15 protein-coding genes are annotated in these 18,896 nt (G+C 55.6%); 7 read left to right on the forward strand and 8 right to left on the reverse strand.

What is annotated here, in order from left to right; genetic code table 11:
• Positions 1 to 28 precede the first annotated feature (28 nt).
• The gene (locus G6041_RS13675) at positions 29 to 733 is read right to left on the reverse strand and encodes a DotU family type IV/VI secretion system protein (RefSeq protein WP_041460361.1); all 705 of its coding nucleotides are present in this window, start codon (positions 731 to 733) and stop codon (positions 29 to 31) included.
• An 818-nt stretch (positions 734 to 1,551) separates the two neighbouring features.
• Between G6041_RS13675 and G6041_RS13680 the strand changes: the two genes are divergently transcribed.
• Positions 1,552 to 2,514 (forward strand): nickel/cobalt transporter, encoded by a 963-nt coding sequence (locus tag G6041_RS13680; protein ID WP_012123658.1) that lies wholly within the window; start codon positions 1,552 to 1,554, stop codon positions 2,512 to 2,514.
• A gap of 111 nt (positions 2,515 to 2,625) precedes the next feature.
• Positions 2,626 to 3,492, forward strand: a complete 867-nt coding sequence (gene yghU / locus G6041_RS13685; RefSeq protein WP_012123657.1) for a glutathione-dependent disulfide-bond oxidoreductase — start codon at positions 2,626 to 2,628, stop codon at positions 3,490 to 3,492.
• 50 nt (positions 3,493 to 3,542) lie between these two features.
• On the opposite strand, the gene kduI is transcribed toward yghU, so the two are convergent.
• Positions 3,543 to 4,379, reverse strand: coding sequence for a 5-dehydro-4-deoxy-D-glucuronate isomerase (gene kduI / locus G6041_RS13690; protein WP_012123656.1), 837 nt, complete (start codon positions 4,377 to 4,379; stop codon positions 3,543 to 3,545).
• Positions 4,380 to 4,772: 393 nt separating this feature from the next.
• Here kduI and kdgT point away from each other — a divergent pair, with 393 nt between their 5' ends.
• Positions 4,773 to 5,774, forward strand: coding sequence for a 2-keto-3-deoxygluconate transporter (gene kdgT, locus G6041_RS13695; RefSeq protein ID WP_041460360.1), 1,002 nt, complete (start codon positions 4,773 to 4,775; stop codon positions 5,772 to 5,774).
• A 51-nt stretch (positions 5,775 to 5,825) separates the two neighbouring features.
• On the opposite strand, the gene G6041_RS13700 is transcribed toward kdgT, so the two are convergent.
• Entirely contained in the window at positions 5,826 to 6,683 is an 858-nt protein-coding gene (locus tag G6041_RS13700; protein WP_004388188.1) for a diguanylate cyclase regulator RdcB family protein, read from the reverse strand.
• A 5-nt stretch (positions 6,684 to 6,688) separates the two neighbouring features.
• On the reverse strand, positions 6,689 to 9,052 hold the full coding sequence (gene crfC, locus G6041_RS13705) for a clamp-binding protein CrfC (RefSeq protein ID WP_012123652.1): 2,364 nt from the start codon (positions 9,050 to 9,052) through the stop codon (positions 6,689 to 6,691).
• Between the two features lie 560 nt (positions 9,053 to 9,612).
• On the opposite strand from crfC, the gene G6041_RS13710 reads away from it, so the two are divergent.
• Positions 9,613 to 9,948, forward strand: a complete 336-nt coding sequence (locus tag G6041_RS13710) for a zinc ribbon domain-containing protein YjdM (RefSeq protein ID WP_012123651.1) — start codon at positions 9,613 to 9,615, stop codon at positions 9,946 to 9,948.
• Between the two features lie 711 nt (positions 9,949 to 10,659).
• Complete coding sequence (phnH, locus tag G6041_RS13715) at positions 10,660 to 11,256, forward strand: phosphonate C-P lyase system protein PhnH (RefSeq protein WP_014727976.1); 597 nt, start codon at positions 10,660 to 10,662, stop codon at positions 11,254 to 11,256.
• On the opposite strand, the gene yjdP is transcribed toward phnH, so the two are convergent.
• The 3 genes from yjdP to G6041_RS13730 form a co-directional block, all read right to left on the reverse strand.
• Complete coding sequence (gene yjdP, locus G6041_RS13720) at positions 11,253 to 11,573, reverse strand: DDRRRQL repeat protein YjdP (protein WP_041460359.1); 321 nt, start codon at positions 11,571 to 11,573, stop codon at positions 11,253 to 11,255. The two genes, phnH and yjdP, sit on opposite strands and share 4 nt — an antisense overlap.
• Before the next feature lie 107 nt (positions 11,574 to 11,680).
• On the reverse strand, positions 11,681 to 13,996 hold the full coding sequence (locus G6041_RS13725; RefSeq protein WP_012123646.1) for a hypothetical protein: 2,316 nt from the start codon (positions 13,994 to 13,996) through the stop codon (positions 11,681 to 11,683).
• A complete protein-coding gene (locus G6041_RS13730) occupies positions 13,996 to 15,852 on the reverse strand; it encodes an ATP-binding protein (protein WP_041460358.1) in 1,857 nt (618 codons plus the stop codon). The genes G6041_RS13725 and G6041_RS13730 overlap by 1 nt, the downstream gene beginning before the upstream one ends.
• Before the next feature lie 538 nt (positions 15,853 to 16,390).
• On the opposite strand from G6041_RS13730, the gene G6041_RS13735 reads away from it, so the two are divergent.
• Complete coding sequence (locus G6041_RS13735; protein WP_032988058.1) at positions 16,391 to 16,543, forward strand: Hok/Gef family protein; 153 nt, start codon at positions 16,391 to 16,393, stop codon at positions 16,541 to 16,543.
• Positions 16,544 to 16,915: 372 nt separating this feature from the next.
• Positions 16,916 to 17,068: a Hok/Gef family protein gene (locus tag G6041_RS13740; protein WP_015742631.1), complete on the forward strand. Its 153-nt coding sequence runs from the start codon at positions 16,916 to 16,918 to the stop codon at positions 17,066 to 17,068.
• Positions 17,069 to 17,218: 150 nt separating this feature from the next.
• Here the strand turns inward: G6041_RS13740 and gltP are convergent, their stop codons facing one another.
• Positions 17,219 to 18,532: a glutamate/aspartate:proton symporter GltP gene (gene gltP, locus G6041_RS13745; protein ID WP_012123642.1), complete on the reverse strand. Its 1,314-nt coding sequence runs from the start codon at positions 18,530 to 18,532 to the stop codon at positions 17,219 to 17,221.
• Positions 18,533 to 18,896 lie beyond the last annotated feature (364 nt).

Below are 18,896 nucleotides of genomic sequence, written 5' to 3' on the forward strand. Positions count from 1 at the left end.
ATGCGTTCCTTGCCGGGATAGACGATACTCAGCCCGGCAGGGCTGACTGAAGTAAATGTTGTAATGAAGATTGCAGGAGCGCTATCAGCCCGGCAGTCAGCAAAAATGCCAGCGTGATATGGACCATGCGGGAACGGAGTAACCGGCCGCGTATCGTCGGGTGGCGCTCCACCACCAGCGCAGCAGACAAGGGCTGTTCACCGGCTGGCACCAGCGTATTCAGGGACTCGGTGAGTTCAGCCGTATTCTCCCGAAAGGCATGATCCGGAGATATTTCCATCCACCGCTGGCTGTAGCCCATGCCATACAGACGCTGGTAGAGCACCAGCAGACGCGGATCTGGCGCGGCCTCCCGCAGCAGCGCCCGCGTCCGTTCTGGCATCACTTCTCCGGCCCGCATTTGCCCGATAAACAGCGCCTGCAGCGGGTTTCGCAGCCAGACGTAGTTATCCTCAGAAGAGGCGCTGTTCAGTACCGCGTCATCCATCATGGCGCACTGTGCATAAATAACGTGGTGAATGAAAACGTCTCTTTCCTTTCTGGCGTTCAGTTTTTCCTGCACAGCCTCCACCAGCTTCACCGCGCGGCGATACAGCGCCTCGTCACGTACCAGCGCAGGCTGATGATGAACATCCATCACGAACAGGTACGTATCCTGCAGCAGGGTATCTATATAAGCACTGGCGTCAGAGGCTGAAGATAAAAAATAAGATGAATGGGCGAGTGAATCCAAAATAAGTCACATCCTGTGCTGCGTTCTGTTTTCGCCAAGCTTATTCCACTTTAAAAACAGATCAATGAATTCAAAGGTAACAAATAATGATCGATAAGAAACTTCACTTTCTCACAACAGCATTTTATCTGATATTGACTGATATCAGGAAATCTATCCTGCCATTTCATGGCGCATCGTTCCCCAGCGATATAAATTCATACAATGAATAATTTACCGGTATATATTTTATAGTTTAATATAATTAGCTTATTAAAGAGAGATAAAGGAATTAATTTTTTATTAATCAATTTCAGAGAGTTACATCACAAAAATTTCTATCCCCATCAATATGAAGATAAAACCCACCATTCGCACGTAAGAGAATGACATCCGGGTAATATTAATAATGACAGACGCACATGTACAATGCCTGTATCCAATGCCTCCCGCCAACGAACATCAATAAAGCGCTGCCATTAGCGCCTTGAAAACGCCATCGATTTTAGTCTACAAACTTATATGGCATCATGGACATTTTCGAACCGCACATGAATTTTCCTTTACCATAAGCGCACCTTTATTATTGGTGATATCAATCGCTGAGGAGAATGTCGTCTAAAATGGCTTAATGAATATTAATTTAGTAAGTGTATTATTATTTCACATTTGCTTTATGAATAATTACTCAACAACAATGATGGCCGTGTAAGAATGACGTAAGTTGTATACCACCGGAAAGCGGTAACGATTGTTGGTATTGCTGCACCTGTTTGTCCCGCTGCTCCCTAACGCTTTCATCGTTATACTTGCTTAATGCTCATTCACGGGATAACTGCATGTCGACTGCCATCCTGAACCGCCGCTGGCATCGTCCCGGCGCGCTGCTGTTAACGCTCTTTGCGCTGGGCGTGGCGTTTTTCTTCTACAGCCACTGGGGCGCGTTTTTACAATGGGCGTTCAGCCTGCAAATCGCGCTGCACCGCTATCTGGTGCTTTATCTGTTGCAGCTCAATAACCATCAGTACACCGGCGGCCTCTGGCTTATCAGCGGCGCGTTTATTTACGGCGTGTTGCATGCCATCGGGCCAGGGCACGGCAAATTTATCGTCAGCGCGTATCTTGCCACCCACCGCGAAAACCTTTTCGCGGCAAGAGTGGTGCCGCTCGCGGGCAGCCTGATGCAGGGCGTCAGCGCCATCGCGTTTGTGTTTATCCTGGCGGTCGGCTTTAACCTGGCGTCTGGCGATCTGAGCCAAAGCCGCTGGTATCTCGAAAAGGTAAGCGCGCTGCTTATCGGCGCGTTCGGGCTGTTTCTTATTCTGCGCGCCGCGAGAAGCCTGCGTGCGCCGCGCCTGAAAATCCATTCGCTGACGCCTGTGCAATCGCACCCGGAAAACTGCGGCTGCGGCCATCATGGTGTCGGCCGTGAAAATCATGGTGGCGACTGGCGCGCCCGGCTTGGCGTTATCGCCGCTATCGGCGCGCGGCCCTGTAGCGGCGCGATAATGATTATGCTGTTTGCCAATGCGCTGGGCATGGCGAGCTGGGGAATGGCGGCGGTGATGACGATGGCGCTCGGTACGGCGCTCTCGATTATGGCGCTGTCGCTTGGCGTGCAATATGCCCGGCGCACCACCACACGGCTTTTTGGCACGCAAACCACGGCCGCTCAGGCGCAGCGTATCGCTGCGCTGCTGCGGATTGCAGGCGGGCTGGCGCTACTGCTGTTCGCGGTCGTTCTCTTCCTCACGGTGATTCCTGTCAGCCAGAACGGCGACTACATCGCCGCGGGCTGTTGAGTGGGGTAATGCCACAACCGGATAACAGGCGAGTACGCCCTCGCCTGCTACACTCGAAAACGCGAACCGGACGGCCGGTTTACTTCCTTACTCATCGCGCGGGATAACATTATGTCTCAAAACGAATATCAGCCACCTGAAGTCTGGACCTGGGAACCGCAGTCTGGCGGTGCCTTTGCAAACATTAACCGTCCCATCGCGGGGCCGACGCATGAAAAAACGCTGCCGGTCGGCAAACACCCGTTACAGCTCTATTCGCTCGGCACGCCGAACGGCCAGAAAGTCACTATCCTGCTGGAAGAGCTGCTGGCGCTTGGCATCAGCGGCGCGGAATATGACGCGCACCTGATCCGCATCAGTGAAGGCGATCAGTTCTCCAGCGGCTTCGTTGAGGTGAACCCTAATTCCAAGATCCCGGCGCTGCTGGATCGTTCGGTCACGCCCGCGGTGCGCGTATTTGAATCCGGCGCGATCCTGCTTTATCTCGCCGATAAGTTCGGCCAGTTCCTGCCGGAAGATTACGCCGGACGCGCCGAAGCGCTGAACTGGCTGTTCTGGTTACAGGGGTCAGCGCCTTATCTCGGCGGTGGTTTCGGCCACTTCTACCACTACGCGCCGCAGAAAATCGAGTACGCGATTAACCGCTTCACGATGGAAGCCAAACGCCAGCTCGACGTGCTGGACAGACAGCTCGCGCAGCACCGTTTTATCGCGGGCGACGCCTATTCGATTGCCGATATCGCCATCTGGCCGTGGTACGGTAACCTGATTATCGGCGGGCTGTATGAGGCGAGTAAATTCCTGCAGGTTGATGAATACAAAAACGTGAAGCGCTGGGCCGAAGAGGTCGCACAACGTCCGGCCGTGCAGCGCGGGCGCATCGTTAACCGCACCTGGGGGCCGCTCAACGAGCAGCTTCACGAGCGCCACGACGCCTCTGATTTCGAGCGTAATATCGAAGACAAGCGCGGCGCGTAAGCCAACAAAAAAGCCTCGTCACTGACGAGGCTTTTTTTATGCGTGTGCGGTTAGCGCAAATCCTTCACCGCAACGTGATCCATATCGTCGAAGACCTGGTTTTCGCCCACCATTCCCCAGATAAACGTATACGCGCGCGTCCCGACGCCTGAGTGAATCGACCAGCTCGGTGAAATGACCGCCTGCTCGTTTTGCACCACAATGTGCCTCGTCTCCTGCGGCTGGCCCATCATGTGAAAGACGCAGCTGTTCTCTTCCAGTCCAAAATAGAAGTAGACCTCCATGCGCCGCTCGTGCGTGTGGCACGGCATCGTATTCCACAGGTTGCCCGGTGCCAGCTCCGTCAGGCCCATGCTGAGCTGGCAGGTCTCCAGTACGTCAGGAATAAAATATTTATTGATGGTACGGCGGTTGCTGGTCACATCCTCGCCAAGATGCACCGGCGAAACATCCGCAGGCGTCACGCGTTTGGTTGGAAATGTCGTATGCGCCGGCGCGCAGTTATAGTAAAAACGCGCGGGATTCGCCGCGTCGGCGCTTTCAAACACCACCTCTTTCGCGCCCTTGCCGACATACAGCCCGTCGCGGCTGTTCATTTCATAGCGCGTGCCGTCCACCGTGATAAGCCCTGGCCCGCCGATATTAATGACCCCCAGCTCGCGGCGCTCCAGAAAATAGCTCACGCCCAGTTGCTTGCCCACCTCACTGCCCACGCTCACCGTGCGGTTTACCGGCATCACGCCGCCCACAATGATGCGGTCGATATGGCTGTACGTCATGGTGTACTCGTCAGCCACAAAAATCGTCTCGATTAAAAATTCCCTGCGAAGCCCGGCGGTATCCAGGGTTTTCGCGTGATCGCTATGAATGCTTTGACGAACGTCCATTCTGACTCCTCGTGACGTTACGGGGATCGAGTCCCGGTATCAGATAAGCGTAAAAACCCCAATTAAATAACAGTGGATTTACATAAATTTTCGCTGCGTTTGATGCTATCAAACACGTGAATCAATAATGTGATCGATGTAACTAAAACATCGTTTCATTTCTATTGAATCATTATTCCACAAGAGTAATAGTAGCGCCAGTCGCTTCAATAACGGGATAAGTCGCACACAGACCAGTCTCAATTCTTATACCGAAGATGCCAGCCGCCGCTGCCTCGCCACGGCTGCCCCACAAAAAACACCAACATAACCCGATGAAAAATAATCATTTTTATCGGTGGGCACTTATAACCTTAATTCAGCCTGGGCTGAATAAAACCGCTGAGGTTTATGATGAAGATTAAAGCTACGATGGAACGCATCCCCGGGGGGATGATGCTTATCCCGCTGTTACTTGGCGCCATTTTAAATACGCTGGCTCCGGAAACCGGGAATTATTTCGGTTCGTTTACGAAAGGCATGATTAGCGGAACGGTACCTGTTCTCGCCGTCTGGTTTTTCTGTATTGGCGCGTCCATTGATTTACGCGCGACCGGTACGGTACTGCGTAAATCTGGCACGCTGGTACTGACCAAAATCGCTGTGGCCTGGCTTGTCGCGATGATTGCGGCCTCGTTTATTCCCGACACCGGCATTCAGACCGGCTTTTTCGCCGGGCTGTCGGTACTGGCTATCGTTTCCGCGATGGACATGACCAACGGCGGGCTGTATGCCAGCCTGATGAATCAGTACGGCACGAAGGAAGAGTCCGGCGCGTTTGTGCTAATGTCGCTGGAATCTGGCCCGCTGATGACGATGGTGATTCTGGGCTCTGCCGGTCTCGCCTCTTTCGAGCCGCATCACTTCATCGGCGCGGTGCTGCCGTTTCTGATAGGCTTCGCGCTCGGCAATCTTGACCACGATCTGCGCGCGTTCTTCAGCAAAGCCACGCCGGTGCTGATCCCGTTCTTTGGCTTCGCGCTCGGCAATACCATTAATTTGCGCGTGATTCTGGAAACGGGCCTGCTGGGGATTGTGTTGGGTGTCGCCGTCATCATTATTACCGGTATTCCGTTGATCATGGCAGATAAGTTTCTGGGCGGCGGTAACGGTACGGCTGGCGTGGCGGCCTCTTCCGCGGCGGGGGCGGCGGTCGCGAACCCGGTTATCATCGCGCAAATCAACCCCGCGTTTGAGCCGGTGGCCGCGCAAGCCACAGCCCTGGTCGCCGCGAGCGTTATCGTGACGGCGATTCTGGTGCCCATCATCACCGCGCTCTATGCCCGCCATGTGGCGAAACAGGCACCAGCGGTAGCACACGCTGAAAGCGTCAGTACGAGCACGCTGCACCGGTAAAGTCCGTGTAAAGAAGAAAGCACCCCGCATCGGCGGGGTGTGGTTGGGCGTTCAGAGCAGGAAAATCTCTTCCACCAGCGCGTTCACCAGCCGCCTTGCGGAACAGATCCGCGGCATCCCGAGCGAGACGCTCTGCCAGGTTTGCGTCACCGACCAGCTGACCGGCTGACGCTCGCTGTCATGCATCGCGCCCAGCCAGCAGAGGATATCTTTATGCTCAAGCAGGCCCGGCTGTGGCGGCGTATGCAGCCACTGGTGGTAGAAATGCCGCGTGTCGGGCGAGGCGTTAACGCTGTGCGCAAGTAATCTGGCGGTGTCGTCATACACCGGCGGTAACAACGCGGTTTTGTACTGGGGTTCACCTAAGCGCAGGGCATCGCCGAACGCCCCCCAGTGCAGCTCCTGAAGCGCCACGTAGCAGCGCCCGACAGGCGACCAGCCGTTAAATTCACCGCGTTGCCAGCGCGCCATAACCTCGCTGGCGTGGCGCTGCGCCGCGGCCAGTAAATCGCCCTGACGCAGTTGCGCCTCAAGCCGCGCGGCGCTGTGCTGATACTGCCCGGCCGTCACCTCAAGCGCTTGTGCAAAGGGCGCGCAAACGCCTTTCTCAGCAAGACGCTGGCTGCGACGCGCCAGCGCCTGCGCGGTGAGGCTTAATGCCAGATGCCCCGGCGGGCTCTGGCGAGAGAGCGACTCCAGCAGATGCAGCGCCGCTACCTCCGGGGTGGCCGCAATGGGTTCCGCACGCGTGACGGCCAGCGATTTTTGCAGCCGCTCTCGCATGTTTTGATGCTGCGGATGCGAACGACCGTAACGTTCTTCGTCTTCGCCCTTCGCCAGATCCACCATCAGTCGCCCGCGCAGCGCGCGTAAATGTCGGCCCGGCCCTTCAAGCAGTGACCCGTTCATGGCGTTCAGTGCTCCACGGAAAACAGCGTCTGGATGTCATCACGCAGCGCACGGGCGTCTTCGTTAATATCGCGCGCGGTGCGGGCGCACTGCTGCAGCTTCTCACGCAGCGCGTTACGCGCCGACTCACTCTGCTGGCGCGCCGCAAGACTCTGCTGAAGGTTCGCCTCAATCGCCGCCATCGCCATCTGGAATTCGGCGAAAAACGTCGCCATGCCCGCCGTAACAGAGATATCCACCTGCGCGTTCATCGCCTGGCGGATCTGCGCGCAGAAGCGGCTGACGTAACGGCTGAGCGTCTGCTTCAGTTGCAGCAGATTGATAACATAGCGGGAGCGCATCGCCGTACAGTCGTCCCAGCCGAGATCTTTGCTGTTAAGCCAGCGGGCCACGGTGCCGCGCACGCCGTCGCTGCGCGGGGCGCTGGCGACCGGCACGCTCTCTTCTTCAATAATGTCGTTAAACAGCTGATGCGCGTTGAAATTAAGCTGGCTGCGTTGAAACACCGGCAGCGTAATGTGCGCGCGAAAACCGGTGCGACGCAGACCTTCCGTGACGCGCTGCTCAAGCGGCGCCAGGGCCGCGCGCAGGATATCTCCCAGTGCGGTTTCCAGCTCGCTGAAATGCGCCGCCAGATCGCGGGTCAGAATTTCCTGTACCGACAGCAGGATCAGCTCGCAGGAAGCACGAATTTTGTGCAGCAGCATCCGCGCGTCGCTCTCCTGATCCAGAATCAGCTGCTCGCTGCCTGCGTCAAAATCGCTTCCCCAGGTCACCGCGCGGCGCACCGGGCTGCTGAGCGACAGCGAGGGCACTTTGCCGGTATCAAAATAACAGGCGATATCCGCCAGCACTTTCTGTTCATGACCCGCAATAGTTTCCGACGCGCGCCCGAGCGCCTTAACAACCTCTTCCTGAATGGCTTTGCTGGCGTCTGCCTGGCAACGTTTTAGCTGTGCGATGTCATTATTCATTTGAGAGATACTCTCCACCAGTTGGTCATTTGCGATATCGAGCCCCTGACAGCGGAAGTCCAGGTAGTCTCGGGTGCATTGCGCAGAGTGAGTTAATTTTGCGCAGGCCGAGCGCAGCGCGTAGAGCGAGGCGTGGGCATGCGCGGTGTGCAGAATCGCCCGAACAGGCGCTTCGAAAAGGGAATCCTCCCACAGCAGGTCGGCGGCGTGGCGCAGATGCGCGGCGTCGGTGAAATCGGCGTTTCGCCAGCGACGACCCAGCGCCGCTTCAGCGAAATCCTGCACCCAGCGCTGTTGGTCATACGGCGGCAGCGCGCCGTGCTCGTCAAGCTCCTGACGCGCGCGATTAGCCAGATAGCCCCACATGGAAGAAACCGGAAAAATATGCGTCGGATCGATAGCGCCTTTCATCAGCGTGCCGGCGATCAGCGCGCGCACCTGATCTTCGTCGTCGCTGTTGCGATCCAGTTGATCGAATTTATTGACCAGCGCGTAGAGCGGCACGGATTCGCCCACCGCCGCGAGGGCCAGACGCACCTCTTCATCGGAGGTCGATTTCAGCTGGGTATAGTCCATCACCGCCAGCACGGCGGAGGCGCGGGCAATCTGCTCCTGCAGCATCTTTTGCAGGTGCGGCTGTCCGGCTTCGTTCGGCCCTGGCGTGTCCAGTAGCGTAAGCTGGCCAAGCCCTCTCTCCATACCCGCGAGGTGAGTAAACTCCACTTCTATCACGGGAATATGTTCAATGGCCGCGTAAGCGCGAAACGGGAAGGGCACGTCAAGCACGGCCGAGAGCCGTACCAGATCGTTTAAACTTTTCAGACAGTGAAAAATGGGCTGAGCGCCGAGATAATGTTTTTCAAACGAGGTGCCGTTAAGAATGCGCGCCAGCAGGAGGTCCATATCGCGATCGATTTCGAGACGCAGCGCCAGGCTTTCGCGGGAAGCGTTCTCTAATCGCGCGCGCAGCGCCTGCATCAGCGTTTCTATGGGTCCGGCGTGGGTGAAATGCAGTACCGGCTCTTTCTGGCCCGGCGTGTGGCGAATCAGCGTCGGCAGCGCCGTCATCGGGCGGTTGCGGTTTGGCAGAACTTCCTTACCGACGATAGCGTTGATCGTGGTCGATTTCCCCGCTTTCATCGTGCCGACAATCGCCACGACCATCTCCTGCTGGGTGGTTTTTCGCAATTCGGCCTGCAGCATCTCTTGCTGCGCCTCAAGGCCGCGTAAGGAAAAATGAAGCGGATGCACGGCGGCGGTCTGGCGGCTGGCAACGTTCCCACAGTCATCCTGCACCGCCAGCGGCATTTGTTTCAGGGCGCTGAGATTATACAGAGCCAACTGAAGAAGCCGCTCCGCTTCCTGATTCATTTCAAATACAGTCTGTGTGTGCATGAAAAATCTTTCCTTAACACAAATTAAATGACCTTTTGCCTTATCTTTTTATTAGCTCAATGCGGCTTTTATAATTACGTGTGGAAAATATCCTGCGCGTCATGAGGCTACATGACGAAAAGTGGCGTAAAAATGCCATACCATCGTTGTGGTAAAATATGTATGAGACGACGAGAAACGTTTCAAACCTTCCTGTTCGTCAAAAACCAAATAATCACGCTGTAAGACCAGTGGGCCGATCGATTTTTCAGAGCGAAAGAATATATCCTCACATCGGTCATTTGACAAAAATGTTCCGACTTCAGGGGATGGTTTTAATAATTCAGATCAACATTAACCACTCCAGAATAACACCGCCTGGCAATAAATCACGATATATGTTTTATCCCTGGCAGTAAAAAAGTTTATCGGCTTCGGGTGCCTGCGCGTTTGCGCCACAGACAAGCCCGTAAAACGTAAGGGTTTAGGGTATAATCCCGCCTTTCATGCGCGCCGCGTAAGCGACCGCTTCTTTTGCAGCCCTCTTTTGCTGCCCTGTTGGTTCATTTTAAGGAGAAACCATGTCACTGCCAGCCTGCCCGCAATGCGGCTCAGAATATACTTATCTGGATTATAATCTTTACGTCTGCCCGGAGTGCGCCCACGAATGGCGCGAAGGCGAAACCGGTGTTGAGAGCGACGCCCTGGTCGTTAAAGACGCCAACGGCAACCTGCTGGCCGATGGCGACAGCGTCACAATTGCTAAGGATCTCAAGGTCAAAGGCAGCTCATCGATGCTGAAGATTGGCACAAAAGTGAAAAACATCCGTCTGGTGGAAGGCGATCACAACATTGATTGCAAAATCGACGGCTTTGGCCCGATGAAGCTCAAGTCGGAGTTCGTCAAAAAAAGCTGACGGAGCCACAAGGCGCATTTTTCCTGGGCTGGCAGCCTGCGCTGCCAGCGTCAGGCCGTCCGGCTGCCCGCTAACTGGACGGAGCTCTGCTCAGAATAAAATAGCGTGCTCGATCGATTTACCCCTGTGTTTTTTATGGGCGACACTGCCGGTATGACGCTTCGTTAACGTGATTTCACGCTTATTTTTGTGCTTCTTTTAAAAAAAGATTAAAACAAAAACGAAAAGCAGCGTAAAATAGAATTCAGAGCGTTAATCCAGATAAATACCCTTAAAAATCAATGAAATAAATAATAACTACACTTGAATTAAGCGCTGCTTAACTTTTCGCCAGTTTCTTTTAGGAATATTATTAATCAGCGCAAAATAAAATATAACTCGCCGGCAATAAATATAATTAAAGAAATAACAACCCAAAATCAAAAACACAAAAAATCGCGCTGTAATAATAATCTTTATCAGGATAAAAAGATTATTATCGTAAAAATATCACCTCTTTTCTTACCTGACTTAAGCCCAATATTAACCTCTTTCATCGATGATTCCGTTAAAGCCTGGCCGCTCATCTCCTCCTTTTATTGCGCCACATTTCATCTGGCTGTCATGTTTGTTTAACAGCAAGGTCATATTAGACCGTCAGGATGTGCCGCAACCTGCATCCGGCGACGTCCAGGACGTACCGCCGCGTTGCGCAGCAGTATGGAGATTCTGATGACGTTAAACACCGCCTTTGATTCACCCGTGCATGATGCACAGCAATGCTTTCGTCGCCTGCTAAAAGCCATGAGCGAGCCCGGCGTGATTGTCTCACTGCAGTTGCTCCGCCATGGCTGGCAGCCGCTTGGCGTGGCGACCACCAGCGTGCTGCTTACGCTTGTCGACAACGATACGCCCGTCTGGCTGTCGCCTTCGCTGGCAAATGATATCGTGCGCTCTAATCTGCGCTTTCACACCGGCACGCGGATTGCTGATACGCCGGACGAGGCAGTTTTCGCCATTGCCGATCAACACCTGAATCCGTTACTTCCCGACAGACTGGCGCACGGCAGCGTGATCGCGCCAGAACACAGCGCCACGCTGGTGTTACAGGTCAACAGTCTGAGCGGCGGGCGTATGCTGCGCCTGACAGGCACAGGTATTGCGGAGGAACGCATGATAGCGCCACAGCTGCCGGAGTGTCTGATTGCGCAACTGGCCGATCGCCTGCATGCCGGATCGCTTGGCATTGATCTGTTGCTGACCTGCGGCGATCGTCTGCTGGCTATCCCCCGCACTACGCATGTCGAGATCGCCGACAGCGGCCGTTAACGATAATCGTCGTCCTCCAGCCGTTGCTCTTCTTCCTCCAGGCGACGGCGTTCTTCATCCAGACGACGCTGGCGCTCATCGAGTTGCCGGTGGCGCTCTTCCAGACGTCTGCGCCGCTCGTCGTAGCGCGTGCGGCTTTCATCATCATAGCGACGGTCATCCGACGCCTCGCTGCTATCCGGATGGTAAGCCTCGTTGATCGCTTCTGTTACCGAGTTAATGGTGTCGTTAAAGACAGAATCCAGGCCATCTGCCAGCACGTGGCTGCTGGAAAGAGAAAGTGTGGCGAAAAGCAAAGCGCGAAGAGATGATTTCATAATGCCAGCCCTGTGTTTGACTGGTCTTAAAGTAATGAGGGCGAAGAGAGGCAGACAGCGGAGGATTCTCAAATCGGGCGGCGATGAACGCCGCCCGTGTTTTAAGACTAGAGCTGATAGCGCGCCATCACCTGACGGTGACGCGTTTCATCAAGACCGCCCGTCATGGCAACATCCAGCCAGTGGATCGGGTGTTTCCAGCCCTGGGTGAATTCACGCAGCATCGCGTCCACTTCCAGCGGCGAGACCGACTGTGGCATCGCCAGCATGAAGTAGATCCCAGGCAGCGTTTCGCCGCTTTCGCTGTCCGTCACCTGATAATCAGCTTCGCAGTGCACCCAGACGGCACCGCCACGCTGGCGCACGCCATTCACAAACGCGTTGAAGGTCTCCTCGCCCGGATCGACGCCGTCGATAAACCAGCTCGGCGCATATTCGCTCGGCTCAAGCGTTTTCACCACGTTATGCACGGGGATGAAGTTCTCGCGCTCTTTTTCATCTTCCGGCGGGGTGTTCAGCAGATTGGCGTCAAAGACCACCGACTCGTTCATATGCTGTAAGGCTTTACGCCAGGACGGCTGGAACACGCGCGCCGTCACCGGGCCGGTACGCTGAGCGAAGTAATAATGTTCGTCGTGGTTTTCAAAGAAACGCAGACGAACGGTGCCCCACTGCTCTTCAACCGGGCCTTCATCGGTGCTGAACTTCATGCCTAGCCGCGCGCCGGCTTCGCGCACGGTCAACCAGTCTTCGCTGGCGCTGGCGGCGGTCAGCAGATCCCACAGAACATTGCTGGCGTCTTCTTCGCGCGCGTCCAGCATCGCCACCGCGTCTTTCAGGTACGCCGTGGCGCGGTCATAGGCTTTCTGGCGCATTGCCGCCTGGCCCGCCAGCATCAGCGGCGCGATCTTCTGCTGCCCCTGCGGCGTGGCGCGCAGCGCCTGGCTTACGGACTCCAGTTTTTCCCAGTCTTCCTGCGCCTGCGCCACCTGAGCTTCAAACCACAGCGCCACGTGCGGCAGCGCGTCGCGATAGCTTTCGGCGAGCGCTAAGATGTCGTCGTAACGGCGCGCGTTCAGGAGCGCAGAGAGCAGATGGAACAGCGGCGCGGCCTCTTCCTGCGGGTGGCGTTTCTGCCAGCCAAGCAGGAGATCCGTCGCTTCGCCCTGCGCCTGGCACGCTTCCAGCGCGGCACCTGCCAGCATCAGCAGTTCTTCATCATCAGGGCGCTGCGCGGAAGCGAGCAGCAGCCACTGGGCCTCTTGTTCCGGATCGCGCGTCACGCCTTCCTGCTGGCCGCGCTCTTCCAGCCATGCCATCAGCGATTCGGCAGGCACCGGCAGCTCAACCTGCGTTTCCATGCCCGCTAACTGGCTTGCGAATTCCGCCAGCGCGGCGTCTTCATCGTGCGGGTTACGCAGTTTTGCTGCGCACTGTTTCGCCTGCATCAGGGCACGACGGGCGACCCAGGTAGCACCACGCGCCAGCGCGAGGCGAATATGGCTTTTCGCGACCATCACCGCTTCGCGCCACGCCTGCGCTTCTACACGCTGTTCCAGAATCAGCTGCAGCGCGCTGCCGGTCTGCCAGTTGTTGTAAGCCGGGTTGAGGCGCACCAGTTGCTCCACCACGCGCACCCAGCGCATACGATTATAGGCGGTGAGACGATCCCACGGCAGCAGCCATTCGCGAGCGTCTTCTTCACGCCCCATCAGCGCCAGCACTTCCGCCTTCATCATCATCATGACCTGGCGGACCTGCTCGCTGCTGTTTTCCAGCTCGTCTTCATGAAGCTTATCAATAATCGCCAGCGCCTCGTCATAACGGCCAAGCAGCATCAGCGCCTGCGCTTCGTTCTCTTTGAGGCCATTGACGTCCTCTTCGCCTGCCGCGCGGCGCTTCTCCATCTGCTGATGCACAAACGCCAGCGCCTCTTCAACCTGGCCTTTATCGACCATCGCGAAGAACTGCTCTTCAGAAAGGCACAGGAAGCAGCTGCGCAGCGGGGTGATTTTCGAAAGCGTCTCCTGGCAAACGGCGATACGCTCGTCCGCCCAGCCCGGGCCGTCCACATTGCTGTAGCAGGCGCTGAGATCCTGGGTCACGCAAATCGACTGCGGGCACTCTGCGGCATCGGCCTGGTGAGCGCGCTCAAACAGCGCCACGACATCGCCCAGCGCTTTTTCGCCTTCACCAAGGTTACCGATGCGGTGACGCATCTCCCAGTGGCCGACCATCACGTCAATCCACGGGTTGCCCGCGGTCTTTTTCAGCGCGCGCGCTTCCGGCAGCAGCGCTTCGGTTTTACCGGTCTGCACTTCAACAACAGACTCGATAAGCTTATTAACATGCTGCGTGATCCAGGGTTTACCGGCTTCTGCCAGGTCACGCTCATATTGCTCATACCATGCCCAGATATCCATTAGTTGCTTCCTTCTGTTGTCGGTGTAATAAGTTGCGCCGTGATGCAACTGAATGTGTCCAGCGCCTGGCGAAAGTCGTACTCACGGGAATCCCCCGTGGCCAGAGCAAGAATAATTTTGAGGCTTTTCAGTAACTGTGTAGCGGCGGGCGCGATGGGCTGCCCGGCACGCCAGGCCTGTGATAAGGCTTTTACCGCAGGATTGTTAAAGTTGATGTAGAGGCGCACCGGTGCCTGCTGCTCGATTTTGCTGGCAAACTGGCGGGCGAGCATCAGCGCGGCGGTGCTCATGCGGCGATCGGCGTCGTCCTGCTCAAGACGCGCTTTAAGCTCGGCGTCACGGTTGACCACCATCACCAGCGGCAGCGTCGCAGGCTCGAAGGAGGACATCACGCACTCTTCGTCGTCGCGCAGCTGTTCGCTCCACCAGGCCTCTTCTTCGGCGCTGACGTCATGCAGCGCAAAGAGTTGTTCGTTACCCGCTGACGTCCCCACTTCCACCAGCCGCGCGCCGTAGAGCGTCGCCCAGCGTCGCAGGAACGGCACCACCGCGTAGCGATAGCCCAGCGCGACAGGACGGCCCGAAAGCCGGAACAGCATCTCTTCAAAACCGCCCTCTTCGCTGAGCATTACGTTCAGCGTGTTGTTCTGGCGCAACGCTTTAACCGGCAGATCGCCCTGAGACGTCGGGATCAACAGTTCATCTTTCAGCAGATCGAAGAGGCGATCGTCGCAGATGGCCGCGCCGAGCAGCGCTTCGTTATGGCGCACCAGCACACGACGCCAGACGGCAGGCTGCTGCTTCGCGAGATCGGCCAGGCCGTTAATCAGCGCCTCGGTAAGCGCCGCCTGCGTGGCATACCAGGTGACATCGCGCTGTAAATCTTCGCGGCTGGCCGTCGGCGTAAGACGATTCGATTCGATAACGCCGCCGACAAACCCGGCCCACGGCGGAAGCAGCTCGCGCGCCTGATCGTCAAGCAGCATACCGCGCAGAAACAGCGACAGATTACGGTTATCGCTGGTGCCATACGTCGCGCCGTCCTGAAGCCAGAGCATGCCCACCGCGTCGCTGTCGCCCGAGGGCTCCACCAGCAAGGTACAGAGCGGCGTAAACGCGCGCTCGAAGCGGCTGGCGAATTCAATATTTTGCTTCTGACGCAGCGCTGGGTGCAGCGCCACGCCATCCTGCGACGTTACACGCCAGGGCGGCGTCAGGTGATTTACCGCCGTCTGCTCTTGACCCACAAACAGCGGCTCTTTCATTAATATGCAGTAGCGGCCCAGCACATCGCCCAGCAACTTGTTGTTGGCGAGATATAAAAACTCGTCTTTGAGATGCAGCGTGACGGTCGTCCCTGGCTCGCGCGGGCTTGCCGGCGTGACGCTGTAGGTTTCGCCGCTGGCGGAGGCGTAAAGCCAGCCTTCCTCCGGCGTTTTCCAGGAGGTGGTGTGTACCGTTACCCGCTCCGCCAGCACAAAAGCGGAAAGAAAGCCCAGGCCAAACATGCCGATAAGCCCGGTTTCATCGTCCTGCTGGCGCAGATGGCGGGTGTAGCCGACGCCGACGGTCGCCAGGAAATCGTGGATCTCCTGCTCCGTGAGGCCAGAGCCGGTATCGTGAATGACGATGGTACGGGTTTGGGTATCGCCCGTGACGCGGATCTCCGCAAGCTGGCCCGTCGCCCCCTCTTCCAGTCGACGTCTGACAATCGCGTCGTGCGCGTTCTGCACCAGCTCACGGATGGCGACCATCGGCGTGGAGTAAAGGTGTTTACTGAGCACCTGCATCAACCCCGGCAGGTTCACCGGCGTTTCGTGTTGTCCTGTTAATGGCGCGCTAATGAGGTTATCCACTGTGACTCTCTTTATATTCCGGCTGTGGTTGTCGGTAGCCTGCCCGGATGGCGCGTGTACGTGCTCACTGTCGCGCAGGCATAAGGGAGAGATGATAAGGGTGTACGGCGGCCGGGTATACTATCATTCCCGATAGTTTTCGGGCGTGATCAGCGCCCGTCACGCTTTCTCTCATTATCAGGATACACAACCCGGGCGTTGCTGCGCGCGCAGAAAGAAAAAAGAGACATTCAATCCCATATTAATGGAAAGCGTTATATTTACCTGTTACAGCTTTCGTTATTTAAACGCAGAAATTCGCGAGAAGGGTTCCATAATTAATGTAAAAATCACAAATGAATTACATCAGGCTTTTTATTTAATTTTTTGGCGAAAGGATTATTATAAGCGCGGGTGCTTAAGGCTTTCTGTCTTAAGCAAACGTGAGGGACAGAAAGAAGAAAGCCCCGGGCAATATTTCTATTAACCCGAGGCTATCCCTCAACTCCAGCAAGTTGAGATTAGCCTCTTACTCTTCAGAATGCAAGGAGTAAAAGGCATGAAGCCACTGCATTATTTACTGGCCTGTTTATTCATGGTCTGCATCACTATTTTGATTTTTGCATTAATGAATCAGGGTACGTTATGCGAGCTCACCATCAGAAGCGGCAGTCAGGAGGTGGCGGCTAAGCTTGCCTGTACCGGCAAGTAAGGCTCTCCCGGGCGGGGTTTCCTCGCCCGGCTTGCCAGGAGTGGAGGTCTTAACGCACCCAATCCTTTTTCCCTTTCGAGTATTTATTTCCCCTTACGCTTTAAATATTCATATTACCAAACGGCATTATTTAATTTATAAGCCAACCCAATGCAACAAACTCAACGAAAATTACATTGGGATTTTTATTCTCATTTTAATAAGAGATGATTATGATAAGCGCCGGGTGCTTAAGACTTTCTGTCTTAAGCCGACGCGAGGGACAGAAAGAAGAAAGCCCCGGGCAATATTCCTATTAACCCGAGGCTATCCCTCAACTCCACACAAGTTGAGATTAGCCGCTTACTCGCCGAAAGGCAAGGAGTAAAAGGCATGAAGCCACTGAAATATCTTTTCGCATGTTTTGTTGTATTTTGCGTCACGATATTAATTTTCGCTTTAATTAACCACGGCACGTTATGTGAGTTAACGATAAAGCAAGGAAATAAGGAGGTGGCGGCACGGCTTTCCTGCTCTGACCGGTAACGCTCTCCGGGCGGGGTTCGCTCCGCCCGACTTGCTGGCGTTGAGTGCTTAACGCACCCGTTTTTTACGGCTTCCGGCGCATGGCTTACACCGTCGCCATAAAAAACCCCGCCAGAAGCGGGGTTTGTACACCTACAGATGCGCAGAAGATTAGTTATTGGCGGTGCTGTCAAAACGGCCCAGCATTTCCCGCTCGTAAGCCTGCGCTTTTTTGCGGTCAAACTTGTGTTCCCACTTGGCGATCACCAGAACCGCCAGCGCGTTACCGACCACGTTCAGCGCAGTGCGCGCCATGTCGAGGATACGGTCCACGCCCGCGATAAACGCCAGGCCTTCCAGCGGAATGCCGACGCTGCCAAGCGTCGCGAGCAGGACGACGAACGACACGCCAGGCACGCCCGCGATCCCTTTCGAGGTCACCATCAGCGTCAGCACCAGGATAATCTCCTGCCCCAGCGACAGCTCAATGCCGTAGAGCTGCGCGATAAAAATCGCCGCGATGCTCTGGTAGAGCGTGGAGCCGTCGAGGTTAAAGGAGTAACCGGTCGGCACCACGAAACTTGTGATAGACGCAGGCGCCCCGTAGGCTTCCATTTTCTCGATAATCCGCGGCAGCACACTCTCAGAGCTGGCCGTGGAGTACGCCAGAATCAGCTCATCTTTAAGAATGCGGATCAGTGTCCAGACGCGCAGCCCACACATCCGCGCCACCGCGCCCAGCACGATCAGCGCGAAGAACAGAATCGCCACATAAACCAGAATCACCAGTTTCGCGAGCGGCCACAGCGAGGCGAAACCAAAATTCGCCACCGTCACGGAGATCAGCGCAAACACCCCCACCGGTGCATAGCGCATCACCATATGGGTGACTTTAAACATGGTTTCGGAGACAGAGCGGAAGACGGTCACCAGCGGCTCACGGTGCGTGGCCGGGAGCGAAGAAAGCCCCAATCCGAACAGCACCGAGAAGAAGATAATCGGCAGCATCTCGCCTTTCGCCATCGAGGCGAAAATGTTGGTCGGCACCAGTGAGAGGATCGTGCCCATCAGACCGTGTGCATGGCTCTGCACCTCTTCGGTCGTGTGCTGATATTTTGAAATATCCACGGCAGCCAGTTGCGACATATCAATGCCGCTCCCTGGCTGGAACACGTTCGCAAGCGTAATGCCAATGACAATTGCGACGGTTGTGATCACTTCAAAATAGAGGATGGTTTTCGCGCCGATGCGCCCGAGCTGTTTGGCGTCGCCGACACCGGCGATGCCCACCACCAGCGTGGAGATAACAATCGGCACCACGATCATTTTAATCAGATGAATAAAAATGTCGCCAGCGGGCGAGAGGAGATTGGTCACCAGCCATTCGCGGCTATCCGTCTGATAATGGAGAAAACTGCCCAGAAGAATACCCAGCACCAGGGCCAGCAGGATCTGCCAGGCCAGGCTGATTTTACTGTTTTTCATAACGACTTTACTTCCTAAATTACAGCGCCATTCCCACGCGTGCTCGAATGAGAACGACGCAAGCTGAAAGGGGTATGACAAACGTTGGGTGATATTGTGGGGTTTTTTAACGCGTTTAATCAGTACCACTTGCACGGCATCATGCGCAACCCTTAAAGAACAGGCATATTCACTGAAAATTGCCTTAATAACCCTAATTTATCGCGCTAATCATCTATAAGTTAATGTTATTTAAGACATTATAAAATCGAGTCAGCAAATAATACTTAACAGCAATTATTTTCCTTGAAAGATTCGTTTGATGAATTTTCATGCAGTTTCGGCAATGCGTGATCTGCCGCCCAAAAAGTAAACAAAGCTATTC

The sequence above is a fragment of the Cronobacter sp. HA18003 genome, from assembly GCF_011605905.1.
In the GTDB taxonomy this organism is placed as follows: domain Bacteria; phylum Pseudomonadota; class Gammaproteobacteria; order Enterobacterales; family Enterobacteriaceae; genus Cronobacter; species Cronobacter sakazakii.